Source organism: Nostoc sp. XA010, assembly GCF_020829625.1.
GTDB lineage: Bacteria > Cyanobacteriota > Cyanobacteriia > Cyanobacteriales > Nostocaceae > Nostoc.
In genome coordinates this window covers 244,273-263,770 of sequence record NZ_JAIVFX010000006.1, presented here as the reverse complement: position 1 = coordinate 263,770, position 19,498 = coordinate 244,273, and the positions used below count along the sequence as shown (strand labels likewise).

The following is a 19,498-nucleotide window of genomic DNA, read 5'->3' as shown; positions in this document are numbered from 1 at the left end:
GATACGATTGGCTCATCGTGGTATATTTTCAAAAATCAAATATGATTCCTATATCTACACCACTAAATAGAGGCGAATGGGCTGACTGCGAACTATTAAGCTAATCTGCATTAAGTTGCATAAAATCAGGGCTAGAGCTACTTACTACAAGCGAATCATTCTGAAAAAATGAATGACGATTAGCTTACTTCTATTGTAGATTTATTTCCTAAAACTTGGGAAAGCTTTGCGGTTTCTTGGTTCAGTCAGGAGCAAAGCCAAGGATACCCTACCTCATGGTCAGAAGACCAGAGCAGGAGTTTCATATAGCCTTCCTTCTCTTCTCCTTCTTTTATGGTCGCTGCTGCGCGTAGCTTGCTTTTACAAAGTGTTACAAAGACTCGCGTTCCCTTAGAGCGAGTTCGCGTCTCTTACGCGTCTTGTAGAGAGCGTCTTTGGCTTTGCTCCTGAATTCTTCTATGGGAATAAATTTTGATGCGATCGCAGCAATTCTTGTGCTGGGTTAAAATTTATCAATTATGGAATATGAGTATGTAGCGGTTCTCAATTGCATAAAAGACAGGAGTCATTTATGTGGACGCCTTAAGAGAGTTGAGCAAACTGGGGTATCGTCGGTAGGATTTCTCACAGGTGTAAGAACCGTTACAAACCCCGTATTGGAACCGAAAATTTTCTAGTGTAATGACATCCTCAAACGTGAACACGAGCAGATGTTTTAACAGCTAAAGCTCTGACTATTTCTTCTCCAGCAATTTTTTACTAGATATCAGGTACATCCCTACCAGGAATAGACCCGCTACTGTTGTAGGTTCAGGTATGGTTTTGATTTTGGCATAAATAGCTGTTTTAGTTGTGCCTCCTTCAAGAGCCTTAATACTTATCTGTCCAACGTCTGGATTAAAACCAGTTAGTTCAAGCGTGTATTTATTGCCTTCAAAGGCAAAAGTCGGATTACTCAAGTTTTCGTCTATAAATACAAGGTCTGCATTCTCTTCTTCAGAATTGGTTACGCTATTAGGCGTATTTACTAGATGCAATTTCAAGTCAAAAAATTGGCTGATTCCAACGGGAGAGCTGAAGGATACATTGAGGTTTAAAGGCACTTCTTCAACGCTTGTACCTTTAACTACAGTTCCATTAAAGTAAGCTAAATCAGCTATTTTGAATACAGAGTTAATGTCAGTTGAAAACGAATTTCCACTAAAGGTAAGTTTATTTGAGCCTGTTATTGTACACCCACTAGGATTTGGACTTGGTAGACACACATTAGCATCACCCCAAGTAAATATGTTGTTTCCCACACCTGTGTATATGGGATTGGGATTGATATTGATGCTTCCTGAAGTAGGTTCTCCCCATGTACCAGTAGAGATACCAGAAAAAGTTAGAGCATCTGCTTGGTTAGAGAAACCAAGTGCTATAGTCGCACCCACAAAAAAACTAGATATAGCAGTCGGAAAAACCAAACTTAGTTTCATAACTTAAGTATCCAAATCTAATTTTGGAGCTTTTTTAAACTATGTTTCCAGTCTAAATTAGTAAATTTTCTTAAAACGCGCCAATATTTTGCTGGATTTTATTATAAAATATTATCTAAATAATTATTTGATTAAGTTAAGCTTATGAATTGGCAAAAAAATATTTTAATAATTATAAATTGGTAAAACAGTAATTGCGTAGGCGTAACTTGTCGTAGACATCGTTACCTTACTTGCTTCTTTGATCAATGTCAAGTCAATATAAAGTTACTTTTTTTACACTCTCTGCACTATTGAGACGAATGTGATTCTTTGGTCAAATTCAAGGAGAAATCAAGAGAAAATTTTAGTATTTTTTACTACTGAAATAACCCTAAATACACTTGCTTTTTTCTCTCCCCTGCCTCCCTTGTCTCTTTTTTAAGGGTTTTCGGTATATGCTTTATAGCTTTGACAAAATTTCTGGCAACAACTGACTAGGAACTTTAGATAAAGCCAGATTCTGTCCTTGTATGCCTAATTCATTATGAAAAGCACGAATAGTTTTCACTATATAATTAAAGGTTGTTTGATAAGCCTCTGGCTGTTTACTTAATCCGTTTAAGGCTTGTAAATGATTGTCTAATGCTACTTCTAAATGTTGAGAACGTGTTGCTTTGTCATCATTAAACGACTTATCTATTACTAGCTGATAATGTGCTAGTCCCAAGTTATTGTAAGAGGCAAGCAAATCAAAACTTAAAGGAATACCGCTAAGTGAGTGAGCCAAGGCTATGGCCTCTTCGTAAGCACTGATACATAGTTGCAGATACTTTTGCCGTGCCTCTTTAGTTGTTTGAGATAGGTTTGCTAGATGCCAGTAGGCAGTACCGAGATTATTTTGTGTAGCGGCGCAGGCGCTGGGAACATTAGCTGGAGTGCGATACTTGAGAGCTTCAGTGTAGACATCTATAGCTAGCTGGAGATTTTGGGCAGGTTGTTCGTATTGTGCTAGATTCCAACAGGCGGTTCCTATGTTGTTTTGAATCATGCCATATTTGAGCGGTTCCTGTTCGGGGTTGTAGTGTATAAGTGCTTCATTGTAAGCTGCGATCGCTTTCTTTAAATGCACAATCGGTTGGTTGTATTGCCCTAAATGCCAGTAAGCAGTACCCAAATTGTTCTGGCAAGCCGCATACTTTAATGAATCCATCTCGGCTGTACGGTAGCTCAGTGCTTCATTGTAAGCTAAAATTGCTTGCTGCCAATTTTCAGATGGGTGAGAAAAACGAGCTAAATCACCATAAGCCGTCCCCAAATTATTTTGCACACGAGCGTAAGTTTCTGAATGTGTCTGGGGCGAGATCATGTTCAACGCCAACTGATAAAATTCTATTGCCTGCTCTATATAAGTTTGTCCTTCCTCAGAATTAGGCGGTGTATGGTATAGCATCCAGTAGAGTGTACCCAAATCATTTAAGATATCTGGGAGTTGTGGTGAGGTTTCGTCATAGCTAATTGCCTCTTGATAGGCAATAATTGCCACCATCAGATTTTCTAAGGTTGACTCTCCTTGCTCAATGCGAAGGCGGTATAAAGTGCCCAAGCGATGATAAGCTTCTGCCACTACTTCCCCTGGAACTTGTTTTTGGTGTAATTCTTCAATCTCCAACAAAATCTGCTGCGGTTGCCAGTAATCCTCTGTATGTTGAGCAATATTTGTATTTATTGTTGCTATTACTAGCTCCGTTAATTCGCTACTAATATGAGATAAAGACGACAGAGATTGATTATTACTTGCGCTACCAGACCTATTAGTAGATTCCTGCTGTTGTGGCGCAGCCTTTAATAAATCTGCTGTCGATGGCGATTCCTGGGTTTTATCTACGCTATTCCCTTGTGTTTCTACCGGGAAATCGGAATTAGTCTTCAACTTTGACTCAGTACCTGCGCTTCTGAGTTCTGTTTGGGTAACTGATTCATCTACAATCGACTGCTCAATATAGCCTAAATCCAAGCTTCTGGGATTAGAAAAACGTTCTGGATAACCTGAATTCTGAGTCGCTGGTGTAGGTTCTCCGGCAAATACAAATACGCCAGTCCGACAATGCCAAAACTGTGGCGCTGATTGCTTGATAGCAGATAACCAAGGACGCGGTATCCACAACAGCAAGTTAGATTCAAGGAATCGGCTAGATTCTTGTAAAGAGAAATATTGTTCGCTTAAGCGGAGATGGTGCAAAAATAACCGTTGTGTAGCGACTGGTTGCTTAGTGAGATGCTCCACGCCGACAATCTGAAATGCTGGGACTGGAAAAGGTCTTCCGGGGGTATCTTTTGATGCTCCAACAGTTGGCGGTGGATAGTTTGCCAACCATTGATTTATTTGAAGTATGGGATTGGGATCATTTAAATTCAAACGCAACGTAACTAATCGCGGATAAGCTAGAGTGCTATTTTCTTGGGCATTTGATGGCTGAGATAGCACTTGTCCAATAGGATAAGCCAATGTAGAATGCAGACGAGTTGCTACTTGATTTCTTAAGTGTAAATCATCACATACTGCTAAAAAAAGTTGCCGTCGTAAGCCAAGACTTAGGGCAAGCTTCAATCGTTGGTATACTTGCCGATTCCAAGTGGAATTATCATTTTGTGCAGTATCATTCACGCTCATGGTGGCTAAAGAGCCAAAACACAGTACATATCACCTTTCTCGGCATATCCAAGTCGGCTAATCTCATAATAGAAATGATTTTTAAGATAACGCTGTGCTGCTTAAAATAAATTGAGTTTTTCGGGTATAGTAAAATAAACCAGTATATAATGATACTCTAATTTTTGATTCAATTTTAACAAAAAATAAAAAAGCAGGCTCCTTTTAAAATCGGAACCTGGAAACTATCAAGAAAATGAAGTTTTATTAAAATATTTTACGATCAGCTGCTCTTAGAAACAAAGAAGGCAACTAGAATCAAGCCGCCAACCAAAACTGTAGCGACTATTCCTAGTAAAAGATAAGTTCGCTTTTGCCCTTGTGTGGGGGGTTCTGCTTGATAAATCTTTGGTTCCCGGGCAAAATTATTTAGAAGGCCGCCTTCTTCGTTTGTATAGGGCATGAATTAATTCCTTTGTATTTATTGTTCATTTAATGTTACATAAATGCTAGATCCGCTCTGAAACTGCTAGACAAATCGTTACATTAGGGATTGGGGATTAGGGATTGGGGATTGGTTATTCCCGTTATCTCCCTAGTCTGTCTATTTCCCAGTCCCCATTCCCTAACTAGTAATCGTCCCAGTCAAAGGTGAACTAGGACTGGCGTAGTCTTTGATAGGCATTCTGCCAGCAAGATATGCCAAACGACCGGCAACTGTTGCTAAATTCATGGCACGAGCCATTGCTGCCGGGTTTGGAGAAAGTGCGATCGCACTATTAATCAACAAAGCATCTGCTCCCAATTCCATTGCCTGGGCGGCTTCTGAGGGTGAACCAATTCCGGCATCTACCACCACTGGTACACCCGCATTTTCGATGATGATTTGGATGTTGGCAGTTGTTTTTAGCCCTTGTCCAGAACCAATCGGCGATGCTAAAGGCATGACTGTAGCACAGCCTACTTCTTCTAAACGTTTGGCTAACATGGGGTCAGCGTTAATATAAGGCAATACTGCAAAACCTTCTTTAACTAATTGCTCTGCGGCTTGCAGCGTCCCAATTGGATCTGGGAGTAAATACTTAAGGTCAGGTATTACTTCTAACTTTATAAAATTATTATCTTCCTGTCCTAACAATTTCGCCATTTCTCGCCCTAAACGCGCCACCCGAATCGCCTCTTCAGCAGTTTGGCAACCTGCGGTATTAGGCAACATCCAGATTTTTGTCCAATCTAAGGCTTCAGCCAAACCTTCATGTCCAGGGGCCTTCGTTTGTACCCGTCGTACTGCCACAGTGACAATCTGACAATCACTAGCGGCAATGCTTTGCTGCATTTCTTCAATGCTGCGATACTTACCAGTTCCAGTCATCAAGCGGGATTGGAAGGTTTTGCCAGCAATAATTAGTGGGGAGTGGGGAGTGGGGAGTGGGGAATGGGGGGATATGGCAGGACGATTCCCGTTGGAGAAATTGGCAGAGTGAGTCAGCATTGGTGTGGAGGTAGATGGCTTGGACTGGAAGCGCGAATAGTGAAAATTAGCAAGTAGAGGGTCAGACTTTTGTTCCAAGATGAAATCGGCAATCAAGGCGGCTGTTACGGGTGCAAGTAAAATCCCGTTACGGTAATGACCTGTAGCAAGGGTTAAATTTTGACAATGGCTAGTGCCAAGGATGGGCAACTCATCGGGGGTGGCTGGGCGAAATCCCCACCAGAATTCTTGGATGGGATAATGCTTAAGTTGGGGATACAGCCGGATGGCAGCTTGTAGTAATGTTTGAATGCCTTCTGGGGTGTTGTTGGGAATGAAGCCAACGTCTTCGCTGGTTGCGCCAATCACAAGGCGATCGCGCCTTGGTACGATGTAAATATCCTGCCCAAACAAAACCCGCTTCAAGGGCAATTCCGGCGCAATTTCTGGTATCCGCACACTCAGCATTTGCCCTTTTCTGGGACGCACGGGTACTGGTAATAACTCATTTGACCAAGCACCTGAAGCTAAAACATAGTGCGCGGCGCGAATTATGCCCGCATTGGTTTGCACGCCAACCACTTGTCCTTGCTGCTGTAAAAATGCTTCTACTGTAATCCCATCTTTGAGTTCAACACCAACAGACTCAGCCGCCGTCCACAATACCTGAGCTAGAGCTTTATTATCAACTTGTGCATCTTCAGGATACCACCAGCCACCAACTACCTCGGTTCCCAATCCTGGCTGATATTGATGAATTGCCTCTTTGTTTAACCAGTAAGCCGGGGAAGAGTCAGGGGGGCAGGGAGAAGGGTGCTGAGGAGAGAAATTTTCCTCCTGCTCCCTGCTCCTTACTCCCTGCTCCCTACTCTCTGCTCCTTGCCCCCTGCTCCCTGCCCCCTGCTCCTCTGCCTCTTCAAATACGGGTGCGAGGATACCGCAGGAACGGTAGCCAGTATTTAAGTCGGTTAATTCTTCTAGTTTGCGTGTCCAGTCGGGATATAAAGCACGCGATCGCCAACACAAAGAATGCATTGCCCCATTAGGGATGTTTTCCGCATCTGGTGCTAACATCCCGGCGGCGGCATGAGTAGCGGCAGCCTGGAAGTCACGACAAAGCACGGTGACACTTGCCCCGCGCAGTTTTAGCTCAATGGCGATCGCTAAACCAATAACGCCGCCACCAATAATTACAATCTCACTAGTCATTAGTCATTAGTCAGTAGTCATTAGTCATTAGTCATTAGTACATAACTAATAACTCATAACTCATAACTTATAACTTATAACTCGTAACTATAGACGGATCTATCGTTACCACAAGGCGCGAATTGGTTCGTTGCCTTGATTTGTATTGCTGGGCGTATTTGTTTGTGAAGAATCTGTATTGTTGTCTGTTGTAGTGTCAGCAGGTGATGTTGAGTCATCAGAAGAATTCTGAGCAACGTTACTCCTGTTGTCAGGTCTTGGAGCTACAATACCGCGTCTGTTTGCGTTTGTTTCGGTTGTTTCATTTCCTTCAGTTGCAGTTTCTTCATTCTTGCTGCCAGCACTGCTATTAACATTGATATTAGCTGGAAGGACTTGTGATTTTTTATCACTGGGAGCGTTAGCGGTTTGTACTCCCATAGGAAAGTTGATGCCCAGTAATGTACCAAGCAGAATGGCCAAACCTCCAGCCATTAAAATTAATGGTGTCCATCTACCCATCTTGTTTTACTCCTTTTTAACCTTTTGGTGTCCACACTATTCGAGAACCTTGTCCCCAAAATCCATCAAACTTTGTCACTTTCACATCGCCTAAAACCAAAGTTTGGCAGGCTAAACGCAAGTCTGTTGTAGGAGAATGGGGAGGAAGCGAACGCCGTGCTCGGTCACGCCAATTCGCTGCTGATACTTCACCTTCTACCTTAACCGCGCAAGTTCCGCAACTGCCAATGCCCCGACAGTTTATTACCTTAGCACCGTCATTGTAGAGTTCAATTCCATTTTGCAGCAAAATTGTTCGGAGATTGCTTTTGCTTACGCACTCAATTGTTTTACCTTGAGCTAGTACCTTAGGCATTTTTAAATTGCCAAACTGGCGTTTTGTTGTATATTGACACATTGCCTTGAAAGTTGTCTCGTCGGTCCCAGTTTTATGACCACAAATTCTTCACCTCAACTTTGGCTCTATGACACTACATTACGAGATGGCACTCAGCGCGAGGGGCTATCAGTATCGATAGAAGATAAGTTACGTATTGCTCGTAGACTCGATCAACTGGGAATTCCCTTTATTGAAGGCGGTTGGCCTGGTGCCAATCCCAAGGATGTACAATTTTTCTGGCAACTCCAAGAAGATCCACTCAAACAAGCTGAAATTGTGGCTTTTTGTTCGACTCGCCGCCCCAATTCCACTGCCGCAACCGAACCGATGCTACAGGATATTTTGGCTGCGGGGACTCGCTGGGTAACGATTTTTGGTAAGTCTTGGGATTTACATGTCACAACAAGCCTCAAAACGACATTAGAAGAAAATTTGGCGATGATCCGCGACACCATTGAGTACCTCCGTTCTCAAGGGCGTCGCATTATCTACGATGCCGAACATTGGTTTGATGGCTACAAGCACAATCGAGATTATGCTTTACAGACATTAGAGGCTGCGATCGCATCTGGTGCTGAATGGTTAGTCCTTTGTGATACTAATGGTGGCACTTTACCCCATGAAATTAGCCAAATTGTTCAAGATGTGGTAAAGGTGACTGGGGAACTGGGGACTGGGGACTGGGAGCTAGGGACTAGGAAGGACTCTTCCCAATCCCCAATCCCTAATCCCCAATCCCCAATCCCCCAAATTGGAATTCACACTCATAACGATTCGGAAATGGCGGTTGCTAACGCAATAGCCGCCGTGATGGCAGGTGCAAAGATGGTACAGGGGACAATTAATGGTTACGGTGAACGTTGCGGTAATGCTAACCTCTGTTCGTTAATTCCCAATTTACAATTGAAGCTGGGTTACAGTTGTATCACAGAAGACCAGCTAACACAACTTACAGAAGCTAGTCGTTTTGTGAGTGAGGTGGTCAACCTCGCGCCAGATGAACACGCTCCCTTTGTCGGACTTTCGGCTTTTGCCCATAAGGGCGGTATTCATGTATCAGCCGTGGAACGTAATCCCCTGACTTACGAACATATTCAGCCGGAACAAGTCGGGAATCATCGCCGCATCGTCATTTCTGAACAGTCTGGACTTAGCAATGTTTTAGCCAAAGCCCGCAGTTTTGGAATTGACCTCGATCAACAAAAGGCTGAAGCCAAGCAAATTCTTCAGCGCCTCAAAGATTTGGAGAGTGAAGGATTTCAATTTGAAGCAGCAGAGGCCAGTTTTGCGCTGTTGATGCACGAAGCTTTAGGAGGCCGCCAGAAGTTTTTTGAAGTCAAAGGTTTTCAAGTCCACTGCGACTTGATTGAGGGGAAAGAAACTAGCAACGCCTTAGCTACGGTTAAACTCGCTGTTGACGGCAAAAATATTTTGGAGGCGGCGGAAGGTAACGGCCCTGTGGCAGCTTTGGATGCGGCTTTACGCAAGGCTTTGGTGAATTTTTATCCCCAAATAGCAACCTTTGATTTGACAGATTATAAAGTGCGGATTCTCAACGGACATACGGGCACTGCGGCAAAAACTCGTGTGTTGGTAGAGTCAGGCAATGGTCGGCAACGCTGGACTACAGTAGGGGTTTCCACCAACATTTTGGAGGCTTCTTATCAAGCGGTGGTGGAAGGGTTGGAATATGGTTTGTTGTTGCACTCCCAAACAGAAGCAGCTTTGAAAGCTCCTAGTTGATCAAAGTTACTATTTAGTGTATTAGAGGTTACATGAAAACCTAGCTTTAGCTAGAGGTAATTCCAGCTTCTAAATTACCTCTAGCTAACGGGAAAATAGCTTTGATATTATGCTTATGCGGTTCGTTTAAACAACCTAAACTCTAACTAGTGCGATCGCTCACCGTATTTGCGACAGCAGCACGATAAAATTCTAAAACTATAATCGTAATAAAAGGTCTAAATGGCAGAAACACTATTTTTCAACGCCTTACGCGAAGCCATTGATGAAGAAATGGCGCGTGATTCCAGCGTATTCGTTCTCGGTGAAGATGTCGGACACTACGGCGGTTCCTATAAAGTTACCAAAGACCTGTACCAAAAATATGGCGAACTCCGCATTCTAGACACCCCCATTGCCGAAAATAGCTTTACCGGCATGGCAGTGGGAGCAGCAATGACTGGGTTACGTCCCATCATTGAAGGCATGAATATGGGCTTTTTACTGCTCGCCTTCAACCAAATATCCAACAACGCTGGGATGCTGCGTTATACTTCTGGCGGTAACTTTAAAATTCCGATGGTAATTCGCGGCCCTGGCGGTGTCGGACGACAGCTAGGCGCAGAACATTCCCAGCGACTAGAAACTTACTTCCAAGCTGTGCCAGGGTTGAAAATTGTTGCCTGCTCCACACCAAGAAACGCTAAAGGACTACTGAAATCCGCTATCCGCGATGATAACCCCGTGTTGTTCTTTGAACACGTTCTGCTTTACAACTTGAAAGAAGATTTACCAGAAGAAGAATATTTACTACCTCTAGATAAAGCAGAAATTGTGCGCGAGGGTAAAGATGTAACCATTATTACTTACTCGCGGATGCGGCATCATGTGCTACAAGCAGTAAAAACTCTTGAAAAACAAGGATATGATCCAGAAGTTATCGATTTAATATCTCTAAAACCCTTAGATTTTGATACAATTGGTGCATCAGTACGTAAAACCCATAAAGTCATTGTTGTAGAAGAATCCATGCGAACTGCGGGTATTGGAGCAGAAGTCATAGCCTCAATAAACGATCGCTTATTCGATGAATTAGATGCGCCAGTACTGCGGCTGTCTTCCCAAGATATCCCCACACCTTACAACGGCAACTTAGAACGACTAACAATCATCCAACCAGAGCAAATTGTAGAAGCTGTGGAAAAAATGGTAGCGTTGCGAGTCTAGGGAGTAGGGAATAGGGAGTAGGGAATAGGTAATAAATTCAACCCCTACTCCCCACTCCCCACTCCCCACTCCCCATTTCCTAACTCCTAACTCCTCAAAAGAGCGCTATTATAGCCTTTGTCAGTTGCGGGTTATGGTATGCAAAGACAGCGATCGCTATTAATTTTGATTTTAGTCATGATAATCGCCGCAATTACGGTGATTGCCACAATTCCGATACCTCTTGGGCTGGACTTGCGCGGAGGCTCACAGCTCACAATTCAGGTGAAACCATCAGCCGATATTCCCCAAATCACCGAACGAGAATTGGAAGGTGTGAAGAAAGTTGTCGAAGGGCGGATTAATGGTCTGGGTGTTTCTGAGCCATTGATCCAAACAGTCGGCGCAGATAAAATACTGGTGCAACTACCAGGAGTCAATGACCCAGAGCAAGCCGAACGGGTGCTAGGTGGTACGGCGCAGTTAGAATTTCGCACCCAAAAGCCGAATACAGAAACTCAACTGCTTGCTTTTCAAGCATCTAGAGCCGAATTGAAAGCCAAGCAAGAAGAGTTGAGAAAGAGTACAGACAAAGCAGCAATTGTCAAGAATCAAGAAGATTTGCAAAAAAATAATCAAGCGATCGCAGAATTGTTTGAAAGCACCAAACCACCTCTAATTGGTAAATACCTCAAGGATGCCTATGGTGAACCCAGTCAAGGTGACAACTGGCATGTTGCTATTCGCTTTGACCAAGAGGGTGGTCAACTGTTTGCCAATTTGACAAAAAATCTTGCCGGTACTGGACGTAGCATTGGTGTTTTTCTGGACAATGAACTAATCAGCGCTCCTAACGTGCCTATAGAATTTGCAGCCGCAGGTATCAGTGGTGGCTCTGCCATCATTACAGGACGGTTTACGGCACAAGAAGCCAATGATTTAGGCGTGCAGCTACGTGGTGGTGCATTACCCGTACCAGTAGAAATTGCAGAAAGGCGGACAGTAGGGGCAACTTTGGGTAAAGATAGTATTCAAAGCAGTATTTATGCTGGGGTTGGTGGTCTAACTTTAGTATTAATATTCATGGTGTTTTATTATCGATTACCAGGACTGATTGCGGATGTGTCACTAGTGATCTACTCCCTCTTAACTTGGTCAACTTTTGCTTTATTGGGTGTTACCCTAACTTTGCCCGGAATTGCCGGTTTTATTCTCAGTATTGGGATGGCAGTTGATGCTAATGTGCTAATTTTTGAACGGACGCGGGAAGAATTGCGGGCTGGTAAATCCCTGTATCGTTCTGTGGAATCTGGTTTCTACAGAGCATTTTCTAGTATTTTAGATAGCAACGTCACTACGTGGATTGCTTGTGCTGCCCTGTTTTGGCTGGGGTCTGGTTTAGTCAAGGGCTTTGCACTGACCTTAGCTTTGGGGGTGGCTGTGAGTATGTTTAGCGCAATTACCTGTAGTCGGACATTGCTGTTTTTGGCAATTTCAATTCCCTCTTTGCGGAAGACAGAACTTTTCTGTCCAAACCTGCCAGTGTCGAAGAAGGCAGAGGTGGCTCAATGAAACTGAGTATAAACAAATCGCGATCGCTTTGGTGGAGTATTTCTGCTGCGATTATTCTTGCTGGTATCATCTCAATGGTGATTTCTTGGCAACAGCCCAATATTCACGCACCCTTACGCCCCGGTTTAGATTTTATCGGTGGTACACGGTTGCAGTTTGTTCGAGATTGCACCAAACCAGGGAATTGCGACAAACCAATTGATATCAACGCTGTTCGGGAAGTAGCAAAAGCACAGGGACTTGGTGATAGCAGCATCCAACTTGTCTCAGAAAATGGGGCAGAAAATGGTGTATTAATTCGGTCAAAAGATTTAAGTGTTGATCAGCGCACCAACTTGCAAAATGCTTTAAGCCAACAAATTGGTGCTTTTGATCCACAAAAAAACCAAATTGACTCCGTTGGCCCTACCTTAGGAAAAGAACTGTTGAGGTCTGGGATATTAGCTCTGATAGTTTCCTTCATCGGTATTACTATCTATATGAGCTTCCGCTTCCAGTTTGATTATGCGGTGTTTGCGATCGTTGCCTTATTGCACGATATTTTGATCACGGTAGGGGCTTTTTCAATTTTGGGTTTGGTGGCTGGTATCGAAGTAGATAGCCTTTTTATCGTCGCCTTACTTACCATCACAGGTTTCTCAGTCAACGACACAGTGGTGATTTACGATCGCATTCGAGAAACCATTAAAATCCATCCTGAACAGCCGATTGCCGAAATTGTAGATGATGCAGTTAACCAAACCCTAACAAGATCAATCAACACGACCTTAACCGTGTTGCTAACATTATCTGCTATCTTTCTATTTGGCGGAGAAACACTGAGAAACTTTTCTTTAGCTTTGATTATTGGCTTCACGATGGGAGCTTATTCAAGTATTTTCATCGCCAGTACTCTCCTTACTTGGTGGCGAGAAAGGGGTCAATCTCAAATGGTAGAAAGCTTAGAGCCGATTGATACATCTACCAGTTCCCAGGATAGTTAAACTTGTGTGCATTTCACAATCGGTTTACTGATTTTGAATTGCTCACCTATGCTTTGGAATTTTATTCCCCTATGGATCAACAGGAAGAATCATTAATTACTGACCCAGACTTGGAAAAATCTGACCCATCTTTTGCTCAACAAGTACAAAGGCTACACCAGTTAACAATATATGGCAGGTGGCTGTTTGTGGGCTTTTTGTGGCTCACCATTGCACCTGTTAGCTTGTGGGGTCTACGTGCAGAAATTTCTCTGTGGGAACAATATTTTACCTGGGTAGCGGTGCGATATGGACTCTTCTACCATCCACTGTCTACCTTTGGTTTAGCCTTTTGTGTTGGAATGACTGCTGCTGTTTTAGTTTGGCAAAGTCGAAATATCTTACTTGGACTACCAGAGCAGGAAAAACAACGTTTAGAAAAACAAGTTTATCGGATACGTCAGCAGGGGCCAACTCATCCTCTATGGAAGTGGGTTTGTCATTAAATATTGAGATAGATGATTAAACTTTCTTTCTCGTTGCATGTACATATACACGTACAGCATTTTCTAGCAAAATATGGCTTAAATATACAAAGATACTGCCAAAAGTGGATGCCATAATGAACGAGTCTCAGATTCAATTTAGCGAACAGCTGCGCTGCGCCAAAGGCGAACGCAAGTCTGAAATTGACCTTTACCAACTTCAAGAACTGTTAAATGTTTCAGCTTTCTGGGCAAAAGGTCGCAGTATTGAAGATTTAGGTATAGCTATTGCTAACAGTGAGCCAGTGATTTTTGTCTGCGATCGCGATCGACTAATTGGCTTTGCTAGAGCAACATCTGATGGCATATATCGCGCCACAATTTGGGATGTTGTGATTCATCCAGAGTATCAAAGTAGTGGGCTGGGAAGCAAGTTACTAGAAACCGTTTTGAGTCATCCCCGCATGAGGTCGGTTGAGCGCGTTTACCTGATGACTACTCACCAGCAGGGTTTCTACGAAAAGATTGGTTTTCAACCCAATACCACCACTACGATGGTGTTACACAACCAACCTAACCTTGCTTTCGTTCCTGCTACGGAAGTTCAGTTTCAGGAATCACTAGGGGGATAGAGATTTGTAATCTGCTAATCTCCTGATGTGGTTCCTTCGCAATGTTCGAGGGCAGGATTTCTAACTTTCCTCCCATAACTTCCAGCAGAGTTTGATTGATTAATAGCCTCATTCCTGGTGAAAGAGCAGCGTTTTCTTGGTCAATACCGGGTGGCTGATCTTCAGATTTAATTAAATCAATCGGTTCGCTCCAGGGTATGGCATGGGTTGGTACATCCAACCAAATGTTTACAAAATCACTTGTAGGTACTGTGCTGCTGGAAATACAGATGCTGCCTTCCTCCATTTGAGTAATGGCAGTATCTATTAAACTTATCAGTATTTGGCGGAGCCAGAGGTAATCTGTCAAAACATAAATTTCTGGGTCGGCGGGTAAAAATTGCAAGGGAAGATTACGATTGGCCGCCAGCATATAAGTTAATTTATGAACTTCCTCCAAAACTTGGGCTAATGGTCTAGGCTGAATATCTAATTTATTAGTACCGTGTTCAGTTCTAGCAACGCTGAGAATTTCATCCATCAACTTGAGTAGCTTCAGCGTTCGCTCGTAAGCTTGGGCAATAAACTCTCGCTCTTCAGCCGGATCTTCACACAGATCCGACAAAATTAACTGATGTAAGCCGATCAGACCACTGAGGGGCGATCGCAATTCATGGGTAGTCCGCGCCAAAAAACCAGCTTTAAACTGGCTCATTTCCCTTGCCATAAGGTATGCCAGCTGCGTTTGCTGTAGCTGTTGCGATATTGGTGGCATATCCTGTTGATCTAATGGCGCTACTGGGGATGAGCTAGATGCATTAGGCGATCGCACAAATAACTGACGGAAAATCACACCTAGTGCTATTCCTGCTCCTAGATATATCCAGTTGCTCCAATTCATAATTTGGCAATTATTAACTTGTTAATTGACCACAACAGCGCAAACTAAAGTTCCAGATTTCTCTGTTGTTAAAACCAGGAAGACAACATTATAGCGACCTATATTTGGTTATCACTGGAAATATCTAACTTTATTGCACCTTGCCGCAAAATCTGCCAATTTATTCCTGTCCATTTAGCAACGGTGGAAGGTATACCCACGCCTGATATTTCACCCTGGTATTCTAGAGTCAGAACCTTGGGAAACTGAACCTCAATTTCTGTCATCGTTTGTAAAGGCGGTTGACCAGAAAAATTCGCGCTAGTAGTAGCAAGTGGGCCTGTTTGCGCCAAAATATTTTGAGCGATCGCACTGTTTGGGACTCGAATACCAATTGTCGTTGGATCGATAGGGTTCATAACTTTTGGCACGCGATCGCTTGCTGGTAAAACTAATGTCAGTCCTCCTGGCCAATATTTATCTGCTAGTTCTTGCCAAACTTTATACTCGTTCTCATCACCTTTAACATACAGCCACAAATTTTCAGCACTAGCAGCCATCAAAATCAAAGGTTTGTCTTGACTGCGTTGCTTCGCCGCAAAAATTAATGCTGCTTTTTCTGGTACAGCTGCAAGCGCAGGAACAGTATCCGTGGGAAAACTCACCAAAAGCCCAGCGCGTGCGCCAGTTATGAGATTTGTTAGAGAAACTTGTGTCATGTTTACAAAGTTAGGAGTAGAGATGCGATTAATCGCGTCTGTACAGGAGTTAGGAGTGAGCAATTGTCATAACTCATCACTCCTAACTTTTATAAGCTACAGCAAAGCGTTCAATTCCAGCTAAATCAGCGTGAATTTGAATTTTACAATAGCTACCTTGATTTTGTAAAAGTTCTCGCACTGCATCCGCCTGTCCTGCCATCATCTCAATTAACCACACGCCACCAGGTTGCAAATAGCTGGGAGAAATTTCTATCAAATGGCGAATGCAATCTAAGCCATCAGTGCCACCATCCAAAGCTAGATGTGGTTCATGGTTAACTACTTCTGGTTGCAGGGTAGGTAAGGTACTGGTGGGTATGTAAGGGGGATTCGACACCATACCACTGAACTGACCTTTGAGAAATGTCAGTGGCTCCCACCAGGAACCTTGATAAAATTTAATCCGGTCAGCAAAACCTAAATTACGGGCGTTGGTTTGGGCGATCGCCAAAGCTTCAAGACTGTAATCAACACCATGAATTGTTGCTTTTGGCAAGGTATCTGCTAATCCCAAAGCGATCGCTCCACTCCCAGTGCCTAAATCAGCCCAGTTTCCTGAAGCATTACTGGCAGATGCTAAAGCTAAATCAATTAAGAATTCTGTCTCTGGTCTGGGAATCAAAACCGCACTTGACACTGCAATTTGAAAGTTACGCCAAGGTGTAACTCCGGCAATATACTGCACTGGTAAGCGGTCATTTAATCGCCTCTGCCACAAACGATCTAACTCTTCTAGAGGCAATTGCAGCTGAATTTGCGGCCAGTTTTTAAAGGACTCCAAACGCAGTGCCAAGCGGTCTAACCCAGCAACTTCTAATAGCAGCCAATCTACCTCGGCAGGCGGGACATGAGTGGCGATCGCTGCTTGGAGAGCAGTATTGCGCCACTGCCAAAGTTGTAAACCAGATATCAGATGTTTCTCCCCCATGCCTCAACTTTGGAGTGCATAACCATTATTTTTTCCGAATGGGCGCAGCAGCAGGCTTGGCAGCTGGAGCTTTATTCGGTGCAAGCGAGCGAATAAAATTGATCGACTCCCGCGATGGATAGAGAACAATTTTATTTATGCTAGGGTCGGTACTGCTATTGAGAGCTTCCATAACACCGTACAAATCCACCACCTGAATTTCAGTGTTGGCTCCTTCCTTTGGCACGGCTTTTTTGAATTCGTCTAACAGAGCCGTTGCTTGCTCTTTCTCAAAAAAGAAAGGGATATACCGCTCTTTACCGTTGGGGACGGGAATCGTCAAATAGCTATTATCTTTCTTAAATTTAGGTACAAATAAGGGAATACCATTAAATTGCTCCCCTTTTTTACCATTTTGATTCAGCATACTTGTTGCCGAAGCTACCTGTGCTTGCGTCGGTACTAAAGTATAAATTACAGAGTCTGATTTCTTTTTGCTTTCTTGGACTATTTTATAGTAGTCTGCCAACGACAAAGGTCTTACCTGTAGTGTGCTTGCCAACTGGGGGTTTTCTTTCTTAAGCCGATTGTCAAGGAATTTTTGAGCATCTAGCTTGCTAATAAAAAATCCCACTTGCGACACTGGCTTGGACGCGTTGTTCCTTGAAAGGACTACGAATTCGCCTTTAGGATTGGTGAGCGTGAATACAGGTACTTCTTGGAGCTTTTTCACTACCTGATCTTGTGGTAATGCGATCGCCTCTTGATTGCCTATTCCTGGTAAATTGCCTATTCCTGAAAGCCCTGTTAAAAATACAGTGCCAGCTATACCCAATGTTGCGCCCAAGCGAATAAATGATTTCATGATTGCTCCTCGTATTAATAGTCCAATTAATTAAACAAATGGTTGGATATTGCACAGCACCAACTAGCTTTAGTTATATAGCAATCTATTTCAATTGTGAAAAATTCATTGTGCGCGTTGAGGTTAAGTGTTAAGTGTGAGGCAGCCCGATCTTGTTGTTCCAACAAAGAGGGACTGCCGTTAGCGCAGCGTTAGCGACGCAGGAGCGTCACCCGGAGGATCAACGGTCAAAATCCAATATTCCGCAACTATTTAGGGTTGCCATAATAGCGTTTTGAAAAATCGACTGGGCGAAAGTTGTGTTTTTCTCGATTTCGTTTTGTTCTTCACCACGAAATGCTGTAGATGCCTATTATATGTCTTCTTAAACAGTCAAAAGTCTCTCTGTATTCGACCTTGGATCTGATAAATGCCATTTTATCTGGCTTTCGCTAATATGGGGTGACGCTATTACTTAATCAATCGTTCCATCCCGCTTGCTTTAATATCTTCTAAAATCTATACAAAGCTTAGTGTCAGGAATATCTTACTGCTTAAAAGCGAAATTTGCCTGTTAGGCTTCAATACATAACTCAACACTATAACAGGCAATTTGTTCTTATCGGAAAAAATTTACAATTTAATTGCACATCTTAGCAGGACAGCTTTAGACAATCCACCTTAGCTGTTAAAGATATTAATTATTTCAAAATCGGGATGACAGGATTTGAACCTGCGGCATCCTGCTCCCAAAGCAGGCGCGCTACCAAGCTGCGCTACATCCCGTTTAGACTTATCTGCTTTTTCTGGTTTGGTTTTATTCGATCAAAGCGATCGCGCTTTACCAAAAGCATTAAGATAACTATATCACATCAGACCGCTTATGCCTAATCTTTTTTATCCTTTGCCAAAGACAAGATAGATTACATTTTTCCACTGATAAAGGTTTTTTGCCGACTTAGTTTTACAAGATATGTACTTGCGCCTTCGTCGGCAGAAAAAAACCAAAACCACATCAAAATAATAGATTTTCGCTATTTTACCTGATTTTCTTGTGTAAATCGGGTTTAATTTTGATTAAGTGCTAGTGAGGATACCAGAACATGCCTTTAATGCCTTCCGGATCAGCCATAAACCCCATAGTTCGGTAGAAATCTACAACATGGGGATCAGCGAAGAGAGTGACATTACTAATTTCTTCACTCCTAAGTTTTTTGAGAACGTATTTCATCAGTGCCTTGCCCAGTCCTTGACTTTGAAAGTCTGGGTGAACCACGACATCCCAAATAGTTGCATTAAACGCGTGATCTGAGGTAGCACGGGCAAAGCCAATGAGCCGCTTTTGGTTTCCTCTCACCTGCCACATTGAGGCGACGAGAAAACTATGCTCAATAGCTTTTTTCACTTTTCTTAGAGGACGACGCGACCAACCAACTGCATCACAGAGTTCTTCTAGCTCATAAAGGTCAATGTCTCGCTCCGTACTGAAGACGATGCGAGTCTCCTTTGAAGAAGCTTCGCTAAGGCTGCTGGAGTTGGAGTTGCCCGCAGCATCGGCTCTATATTCTTCAAAGGGGTTTGTCCTACTAGGCGCTACAGATTCAGGAGTACTAAACCAAGTTTTCCAAAAACCCATGCCAACGTGGTTCGGGTAGTATAACTGAATTGGTTTCCACTCTCAAGAGCGTTGATTCACGTCTAACATAGCTACGCCATTTACTACCTTTTACACTCAAATTTTTTCGGTTGTTTTCGGGATTTGCAATGGTAAGAGCCAGTTAGGGCGTGTTTCACACCAATCATTTTCAACTTTAGCATTTTGTTGTAGAGGCTAGGATAAATTCACCAAAAGGGTAAGGATATAAATAATTCAAAATT

General features: G+C 43.1%; 17 protein-coding genes and 1 tRNA gene. 6 read left to right on the top strand and 12 right to left on the bottom strand.

The genetic code is table 11. From position 1 onward, the window contains the following. Positions 1–734 precede the first annotated feature (734 nt). The 6 genes from LC608_RS12145 to LC608_RS12120 form a co-directional block, all read right to left on the bottom strand. Positions 735–1,478 carry a choice-of-anchor K domain-containing protein gene (locus LC608_RS12145; RefSeq protein WP_229553777.1) on the bottom strand — a complete coding sequence of 248 codons (744 nt, stop codon included), beginning with the start codon at positions 1,476–1,478 and terminating at the stop codon, positions 735–737. Positions 1,479–1,920: 442 nt separating this feature from the next. After that, positions 1,921–4,131 carry a tetratricopeptide repeat protein gene (locus LC608_RS12140; RefSeq protein ID WP_229553776.1) on the bottom strand — a complete coding sequence of 737 codons (2,211 nt, stop codon included), beginning with the start codon at positions 4,129–4,131 and terminating at the stop codon, positions 1,921–1,923. Between the two features lie 262 nt (positions 4,132–4,393). Next, positions 4,394–4,573 (bottom strand): photosystem II assembly protein Psb34, encoded by a 180-nt coding sequence (gene psb34, locus LC608_RS12135; protein ID WP_229553775.1) that lies wholly within the window; start codon positions 4,571–4,573, stop codon positions 4,394–4,396. A gap of 162 nt (positions 4,574–4,735) precedes the next feature. Next, positions 4,736–6,790, bottom strand: a complete 2,055-nt coding sequence (locus LC608_RS12130) for a thiazole synthase (RefSeq protein ID WP_229553774.1) — start codon at positions 6,788–6,790, stop codon at positions 4,736–4,738. Positions 6,791–6,895: 105 nt separating this feature from the next. After that, entirely contained in the window at positions 6,896–7,291 is a 396-nt protein-coding gene (locus tag LC608_RS12125; protein ID WP_229553773.1) for a hypothetical protein, read from the bottom strand. A 16-nt stretch (positions 7,292–7,307) separates the two neighbouring features. Further along, positions 7,308–7,646: a 2Fe-2S iron-sulfur cluster-binding protein gene (locus tag LC608_RS12120; RefSeq protein WP_229553772.1), complete on the bottom strand. Its 339-nt coding sequence runs from the start codon at positions 7,644–7,646 to the stop codon at positions 7,308–7,310. Between the two features lie 75 nt (positions 7,647–7,721). Here LC608_RS12120 and cimA point away from each other — a divergent pair, with 75 nt between their 5' ends. The 6 genes from cimA (at position 7,722) to LC608_RS12090 (ending at position 14,249) form a co-directional block, all read left to right on the top strand. After that, a complete protein-coding gene (gene cimA / locus LC608_RS12115) occupies positions 7,722–9,413 on the top strand; it encodes a citramalate synthase (RefSeq protein WP_229553770.1) in 1,692 nt (563 codons plus the stop codon). A gap of 222 nt (positions 9,414–9,635) precedes the next feature. Continuing rightward, entirely contained in the window at positions 9,636–10,619 is a 984-nt protein-coding gene (locus tag LC608_RS12110) for an alpha-ketoacid dehydrogenase subunit beta (protein ID WP_100899866.1), read from the top strand. A 138-nt stretch (positions 10,620–10,757) separates the two neighbouring features. Continuing rightward, positions 10,758–12,170: a protein translocase subunit SecD gene (gene secD, locus LC608_RS12105; RefSeq protein ID WP_229553849.1), complete on the top strand. Its 1,413-nt coding sequence runs from the start codon at positions 10,758–10,760 to the stop codon at positions 12,168–12,170. Then, positions 12,167–13,153, top strand: coding sequence for a protein translocase subunit SecF (gene secF, locus LC608_RS12100; RefSeq protein ID WP_229553768.1), 987 nt, complete (start codon positions 12,167–12,169; stop codon positions 13,151–13,153). The genes secD and secF overlap by 4 nt, the downstream gene beginning before the upstream one ends. A 71-nt stretch (positions 13,154–13,224) precedes the next feature. Continuing rightward, positions 13,225–13,638: a hypothetical protein gene (locus LC608_RS12095; protein WP_229553767.1), complete on the top strand. Its 414-nt coding sequence runs from the start codon at positions 13,225–13,227 to the stop codon at positions 13,636–13,638. 116 nt (positions 13,639–13,754) lie between these two features. Then, the gene (locus tag LC608_RS12090) at positions 13,755–14,249 is read left to right on the top strand and encodes a GNAT family N-acetyltransferase (protein WP_229553766.1); all 495 of its coding nucleotides are present in this window, start codon (positions 13,755–13,757) and stop codon (positions 14,247–14,249) included. Here the strand turns inward: LC608_RS12090 and LC608_RS12085 are convergent. The 6 genes from LC608_RS12085 to LC608_RS12060 form a co-directional block, all read right to left on the bottom strand. Beyond that, positions 14,212–15,129: a sensor histidine kinase KdpD gene (locus LC608_RS12085; RefSeq protein ID WP_229553765.1), complete on the bottom strand. Its 918-nt coding sequence runs from the start codon at positions 15,127–15,129 to the stop codon at positions 14,212–14,214. The genes LC608_RS12090 and LC608_RS12085 overlap by 38 nt on opposite strands. Before the next feature lie 98 nt (positions 15,130–15,227). Continuing rightward, positions 15,228–15,827 (bottom strand): L-threonylcarbamoyladenylate synthase, encoded by a 600-nt coding sequence (locus tag LC608_RS12080; protein ID WP_229553764.1) that lies wholly within the window; start codon positions 15,825–15,827, stop codon positions 15,228–15,230. An 82-nt stretch (positions 15,828–15,909) separates the two neighbouring features. Continuing rightward, complete coding sequence (gene prmC, locus LC608_RS12075) at positions 15,910–16,797, bottom strand: peptide chain release factor N(5)-glutamine methyltransferase (RefSeq protein WP_229553763.1); 888 nt, start codon at positions 16,795–16,797, stop codon at positions 15,910–15,912. Between the two features lie 25 nt (positions 16,798–16,822). Continuing rightward, entirely contained in the window at positions 16,823–17,641 is an 819-nt protein-coding gene (locus tag LC608_RS12070) for a Tic22 family protein (RefSeq protein WP_229553762.1), read from the bottom strand. A gap of 691 nt (positions 17,642–18,332) precedes the next feature. After that, positions 18,333–18,406: transfer RNA gene (locus tag LC608_RS12065), tRNA-Pro, on the bottom strand. A 298-nt stretch (positions 18,407–18,704) separates the two neighbouring features. Next, the gene (locus LC608_RS12060; RefSeq protein WP_100899858.1) at positions 18,705–19,256 is read right to left on the bottom strand and encodes a GNAT family N-acetyltransferase; all 552 of its coding nucleotides are present in this window, start codon (positions 19,254–19,256) and stop codon (positions 18,705–18,707) included. Positions 19,257–19,498 lie beyond the last annotated feature (242 nt).

What these genes read in the sequence shown, in the direction of transcription:
- LC608_RS12145 (WP_229553777.1), bottom strand. Translation starts at nt 1,478, where the DNA reads ATGAAACTAAGTTTGGTTTTTCCGACTGCTATATCTAGTTTTTTTGTG.
- LC608_RS12140 (WP_229553776.1), bottom strand. Translation starts at nt 4,131, where the DNA reads ATGAGCGTGAATGATACTGCACAAAATGATAATTCCACTTGGAATCGG.
- psb34 (WP_229553775.1), bottom strand. Translation starts at nt 4,573, where the DNA reads ATGCCCTATACAAACGAAGAAGGCGGCCTTCTAAATAATTTTGCCCGG.
- LC608_RS12130 (WP_229553774.1), bottom strand. Translation starts at nt 6,790, where the DNA reads ATGACTAGTGAGATTGTAATTATTGGTGGCGGCGTTATTGGTTTAGCG.
- LC608_RS12125 (WP_229553773.1), bottom strand. Translation starts at nt 7,291, where the DNA reads ATGGGTAGATGGACACCATTAATTTTAATGGCTGGAGGTTTGGCCATT.
- LC608_RS12120 (WP_229553772.1), bottom strand. Translation starts at nt 7,646, where the DNA reads ATGCCTAAGGTACTAGCTCAAGGTAAAACAATTGAGTGCGTAAGCAAA.
- cimA (WP_229553770.1), top strand. Translation starts at nt 7,722, where the DNA reads ATGACCACAAATTCTTCACCTCAACTTTGGCTCTATGACACTACATTA.
- LC608_RS12110 (WP_100899866.1), top strand. Translation starts at nt 9,636, where the DNA reads ATGGCAGAAACACTATTTTTCAACGCCTTACGCGAAGCCATTGATGAA.
- secD (WP_229553849.1), top strand. Translation starts at nt 10,758, where the DNA reads ATGCAAAGACAGCGATCGCTATTAATTTTGATTTTAGTCATGATAATC.
- secF (WP_229553768.1), top strand. Translation starts at nt 12,167, where the DNA reads ATGAAACTGAGTATAAACAAATCGCGATCGCTTTGGTGGAGTATTTCT.
- LC608_RS12095 (WP_229553767.1), top strand. Translation starts at nt 13,225, where the DNA reads ATGGATCAACAGGAAGAATCATTAATTACTGACCCAGACTTGGAAAAA.
- LC608_RS12090 (WP_229553766.1), top strand. Translation starts at nt 13,755, where the DNA reads ATGAACGAGTCTCAGATTCAATTTAGCGAACAGCTGCGCTGCGCCAAA.
- LC608_RS12085 (WP_229553765.1), bottom strand. Translation starts at nt 15,129, where the DNA reads ATGAATTGGAGCAACTGGATATATCTAGGAGCAGGAATAGCACTAGGT.
- LC608_RS12080 (WP_229553764.1), bottom strand. Translation starts at nt 15,827, where the DNA reads ATGACACAAGTTTCTCTAACAAATCTCATAACTGGCGCACGCGCTGGG.
- prmC (WP_229553763.1), bottom strand. Translation starts at nt 16,797, where the DNA reads ATGGGGGAGAAACATCTGATATCTGGTTTACAACTTTGGCAGTGGCGC.
- LC608_RS12070 (WP_229553762.1), bottom strand. Translation starts at nt 17,641, where the DNA reads ATGAAATCATTTATTCGCTTGGGCGCAACATTGGGTATAGCTGGCACT.
- LC608_RS12060 (WP_100899858.1), bottom strand. Translation starts at nt 19,256, where the DNA reads ATGGGTTTTTGGAAAACTTGGTTTAGTACTCCTGAATCTGTAGCGCCT.